We start from the raw sequence: 4911 nt of genomic DNA, 5'->3' as shown, positions 1-4911 counted from the left end.
CGGCCGCCTGCGAGGGCGACGGCGCGCGCTCCACGGTTGTGCGCTCCGCCGGGGTGGGGGAGATGGGTGTCGACGACGGCCCGGCACCGGTCAGCCCGAGTTCAGCCGTGATCGCGTCCCACACGTGCGCCGGGGGCTGGGTGGGGGCGTCGGCGGGGGTGACGGTGCGGGCGGTCGCCACCACGGCTGCCAGCTCGGCGACCTCGGCGGTGCACCGCTCGCACCGGGCGAGGTGGTCACGCGTGGTGTCGTCGACGTCCTCGCCGAGCGAGATCAACGCCAGGACGTCGGGGTCAACGTGCTCCATGTGCCACCTCCAACCGGTCTCGTAGGCGCAGCAGGCTGCGTCTGATGTGACTCTTGACGGTCCCGAGCGGCAGCTCGAGCCGTTCGGCGATCTGCCCGTGGGTCAGGTCGTCGAAGAACGCGAGGGACATGATCGTGCCCTGCGGCTCACCGAGGCGGGCGAGCTCGTCGGCGACGGTGACACGGTCGGCCACGGACGCGACCTCGGGCTCCGGGTCACGGTCGGCCACCGAGGCGACCGCGACCTCGTTGCGGCGGTCGCGGGCCCGGCGGGCGTGGACGTCGGCGACCGCGTTGCGGGTGATCCCCGTCAACCATGCGGGCAGGCGGGACCGGGACGGGTCGAACCCCTCACGTCCGCGCCAGGCGGAGACGAACACCTGCTGGGTGACGTCCTCCGCGTCGGCCGCACTGCCCAGGGACCGCACCGCGATGGTGTGGACCAGGCCGGACCAGCGCCGGTACGCCTCGGCCAGGGCGACCTGGTCACCGGCGTGGAACGCCCACCCCACGGCCTCGTCGGACTGCTCGGCAGGGGGATCCAGCACGGGAGGGCGGCGGTCCAGCTCAGTCCTCCTCGGTGCGGGCCGGGGGCGCGGGCCGCGAGGGGCGGCGCGTCGGGTGGCGACCGGCGTCGCGGTCAACGTGCCCATCATGCACCGTCAAGGTCGCTTTCGTCGCCGTCGTCCGTGGCTGCGTCCTGCGGGACGGCGGTGACGATCACGTTGTCGGTGTACGAGCGCGCCTCCTGCCGGAACCGGCCCCCGCAGGTCACCAGCACCAGGCGTTCGCCACCGTCCCGCACGAACACGTCGTCCCAGGTGATCTCGGGCTTGGCGATGGTGACGACGTCCTGCACGACGTACCGCAGGTCGGTGCCGTCCTCCAGCTCGACGGTCACCACGTCACCGGGGTCCAGGTCGCGCAGTCGGGCGAACGGGCCGACTCCGGCCGAGACGATCGAGTCCACGTGCGCGGCGATCACCGAGGTGCCCGCACCCTGACCGGGTGCCGCGCCGTACCGGTACCAGCCGGCGCGTTCGGCGTGCGGGGGGATCTCCATCTGCCCGTCGTCCTCGACCCCCACCGGGTCGACCGGCAACGCGATGTCCAGGGCGGGGACGGCGACGGTGGCCGGGGGGACCACCTCGCGGCGCTCGACCGACCCCAGGTCCGCGCGTCGCACCGGGACGTCGGGCACCTCACGCGTGGCCTCCGGCTCGGGGGCGGCGGTGGTGGGTGCCGGTTCGGTGACGGACGGCTCGGCGGCGGGCTCCTCGGCCGCGGTGCAGCCGGTGAGGACCAGGAGGGCGGCGGCCACCAGTGCGGTGCCCCGCGCCAGGTGTGCACGGTGAGGGGGGCGGGTGACGGGGGACATGTCGCTCCAGTGTGGCGGACGGGCGGGTCGCGGGGGCCGGGTACGTCACCGGGGTGCGGGGCGTGAGCCGCCGCACCCCGGTGGGGGACCGGTCGACGCCCGGGGCTCGCGGGTCCGGACGTCGACCGGGTCGGGGGTCAGCGACCCGCGGTCGCGAGCTGCTGACGGCGCAGGACGACGGTGGCGGCACCGGCGAGGAGCAGGACCGCGGCAGCGGCCGTCCACGGGGCGGTCGAGGAGCCCGCGGCGAGGCCCAGCTCACCGGACGGGACGCCCTCGGGCGCGGAGTGCAGGCCGTCGATCGTCTGGATGGCGAGGTCGAGGTTCTCGTCCTCGAGGCTGCCCCACGCGTACACGATGGTGTTGACGCCCTCGGCGACGTCCACGTCGGCCGGGCCGAGCACCGGCTCGGTGGTCCCGGCGGCGGCGACCGCGGCGGGAACGGTGCCGGCGGGCAGGTCCAGGACCTCCTCGTCAGGGTTCGACAGGTTCGTGATCACGGCGTCGTCGCCCGCGAGGACGTCCACGGCGGGGGCGGCAGCGGTGTGACGGACCGTCAGACGGCCCTCACCGGCGGCGGTCGCGGAGGTGTCGTTGGTGAACAGGGTCGCGGTGGGGGTGCCCTCGGCGTCCAGGTGCGCGACGGCGGTGTAGCTGGTCCCGGCCTCCAGGGTGAGGTCCACGGGGCCGATCGCCGGCTCGGAGTCATCCTCGGCGTCCGCGGCGGTGATCGCGACGGTGTAGGTGCCGGCGGGCAGGTCCAGCGGCCCGGCCAGGTCGCCGGGGGCGAAGTCGTCCAGGGTCAGGTCGCCGTTGACGTACACGTCGACGGTCAGGTCCGGGACACCGTGCAGCACCGACAGCGAGGCGCCGTCGTCGGTGGTGGCCATCGCGGGAACCGCAGCGGCGAGGGCGAGTGCGACACCGGCGGCGCCGGCGACGGGAACGGTCAGACGAGAGCGCATGGTTCCTCCTGGATCAGGGGCCCTGAAGGCCTCAGAACTGCTTGACACTTGAACTACTTCGCGAGGTGCGCGTCTGGATGCAGCCGGATGAGAAAAACTTCAGCGCGTCCGCGATGTGGGACGAACGGCCCTCCGAGGGGGTGCCGAACGGGTGAAAACGCCCCGTGCAACGGGCCAACGGGGTCAAGACGGACATTCACGCGCCGATGAGCACTCGTCGACGGCACCCGCCGCCCCCACTTCTCCGCCCCCACCTCTCCGCCCCCGAGGAGACCCTGTGCCCAGCCACGCCCTTCCCCGGCGCCGCCCCCAGCGCGCCCACCGGCCCATCGCCGCGACCCTCGTGGGTGCGCTCGCCGGTGCCCTGGTCGCCGTCGGTGCGCCCGCAGCGTTCGCGACGCCGATGACCGTGGACTACCCCACGGTGTTCATCTCCCAGCTGATCCAGGCCGGCGACCCCGACTACGTCGGTGCCGAAGGCACGACGATGCGCACCGCGGTCCAGTCCCGGCTGGCGAACGCCGGCGCCGGTGGTGTGGAGATCCGGTCGATCGGCACCGCCGCACCGTTCCTCTACAACGCCGTCGGCTACCGCGTCAGCGACGGGTACCTGTACGGGATGCAGTCCAACAGCAACACGCTCGTGCGCATCGGCGACGGTGCCGAGGTGACCGCCCTGGGTGCGGTCACGGGGTTGCCGAGCGGCACGTACGCCGCCGGGGCGTTCGGTGAGGGCGCCGAGGCCGACACGTTCTTCGTGAAGACCAACCAGACCACGAGCCCCGTGTACGCGATCGACGTCGACACCCGGACGGTGACCCGCACCATCACGCCCAGCACCGGTTTCAACAGCATCGACTTCACCTGGGCGGACGGGTACCTGTGGGGCGTGCGGACCAGCGCCGCCGTCAAGACCCTCATCCGGCTCGACACCACCACCGGTGAGGTCCTCCCCATCGCCACGGGCACGGTGTTCCCGGCCGGTGACACCGGCGGGTACGGGGCTGCCTGGACGTACGGCAACGGGAACCTCGCGTTCTCCAACAACTCGACCGGCAACATCACCCAGGTGACGGTCACCGACCCGACCGGCAGCGCGCCGGAGGTCACGTGGGTCTCGACCATCAGCGGGCCCCCCACCTCCAGCAACGACGGGGCCACCACCCCGTCCGAGCCGACCGACCTGGTGCCCATGGTCACCGACCCCGCCCCGGCCGGCCCCGCCACCCCCCTCACGTGGGAGGTCGAGATCACCAACGCCGGCCCCGGCGGCTCCTCGGGCAGCACCTTCACGTTCGCCGTCCCCGAGGGCGTCACTGACGTGACCCTGCCCCTCGGGTGCAGCACCACCCAGGGCGTGGTGCAGTGCGTCGCCGGTCAGCTCGCCCCCGGCGACAGCGAGACCTACACGTTCACCGGCACCTCCCCGGCCGACCGGACCGTCAGCTCCACCTCCGTGGTCACCGTCGTCGGCAACGAGGAGGACCCCGGCGTCACGACCGCGCCCCTCACCGTCACCCCCCTCACCCGGCACCTCACCTCCAGCGGGGTGGGCACCACCGTGCAGACGGTGCCCTCCGGGGCGCCGGACGGGGGCCAGGTGACCCTGCTGGACGCCCAGCAGCAGCCGGTGCAGACCCTCGACGTCCCCGGCCAGGGCACCTACCGCGTCCAGGGCCCGGACCTGGTGTTCGAGCCGGTCCTCGGCTTCGCCGGTGAGGCGACCACCGTCGACGTCCGGCTGACCGCCCCCGGGGCCGAGAGCACCGAGACCGGCACGGCGACCTACACCGCCACCGTCCACGCACCCGCGGGCCCCACGGCCACCGACCGCACCTCCACCGGTGTGGGCACCGAGGTCCAGGACGCGACCCTGCCCACCGCCCCCACCGGCGGCGCCCTCACCCTGCTGGACGCCGACGGCGAGCCGGCGACCACCGTGACCGTGACCGGGCAGGGCACCTACGCCCTGGACGGCACCACCGTGACGTTCAGCCCGGTCCACGGGTTCGCCGGCACGGCCACCGCGGTCAGCTACCGGCTCACCGACGCCTACGGCCAGACCGCCGAGGCGACCTACACCCCGACCGTCGCGGCCCCGGCCCCGCCGGCCACCGCCGACCTCACCTCCCAGGGTGTGGGCACCACCACGCAGGTCCCCACCAGCCAGGTGCCCGTGCCCGTCGACGGGTCGGTCACGTTGCTCGACGGCGACGGCTCGCCGACGTCCACGGTCACGGTCCCCGGGCAGGGGACCTACAC

At 73.8% G+C, this 4911-nt stretch carries 4 protein-coding genes and 1 pseudogene; 1 reads left to right on the top strand and 4 read right to left on the bottom strand.

Annotation, left to right across the window (positions count from 1 at the left end; translation table 11 throughout):
• The 4 genes and pseudogenes from N869_RS12860 to N869_RS12845 all read right to left on the bottom strand — a co-directional run.
• Positions 1 to 307, bottom strand: a pseudogene (locus N869_RS12860) (anti-sigma factor); the annotation flags it as partial.
• On the bottom strand, positions 294 to 851 hold the full coding sequence (locus N869_RS12855; protein ID WP_035062270.1) for an RNA polymerase sigma factor: 558 nt from the start codon (positions 849 to 851) through the stop codon (positions 294 to 296). The gene N869_RS12855 and the pseudogene N869_RS12860, both read right to left, overlap by 14 nt.
• A 107-nt stretch (positions 852 to 958) precedes the next feature.
• The gene (locus tag N869_RS18810; RefSeq protein WP_052105527.1) at positions 959 to 1684 is read right to left on the bottom strand and encodes a class F sortase; all 726 of its coding nucleotides are present in this window, start codon (positions 1682 to 1684) and stop codon (positions 959 to 961) included.
• Positions 1685 to 1821: 137 nt separating this feature from the next.
• Entirely contained in the window at positions 1822 to 2649 is an 828-nt protein-coding gene (locus N869_RS12845) for a DUF4397 domain-containing protein (RefSeq protein ID WP_035062267.1), read from the bottom strand.
• A gap of 277 nt (positions 2650 to 2926) precedes the next feature.
• On the opposite strand from N869_RS12845, the gene N869_RS18805 reads away from it, so the two are divergent.
• Positions 2927 to 4911: DUF6923 family protein (locus N869_RS18805; RefSeq protein ID WP_035062266.1), on the top strand; the 1985-nt coding region annotated here is incomplete at its 3' end.

The organism is Cellulomonas bogoriensis 69B4 = DSM 16987, assembly GCF_000767165.1.
GTDB classification, from domain to species: Bacteria; Actinomycetota; Actinomycetes; order Actinomycetales; family Cellulomonadaceae; genus Actinotalea; species Actinotalea bogoriensis.
Note: the sequence above shows the minus strand (reverse complement) of the source record. Positions and strands in the feature narration are given on the sequence as shown.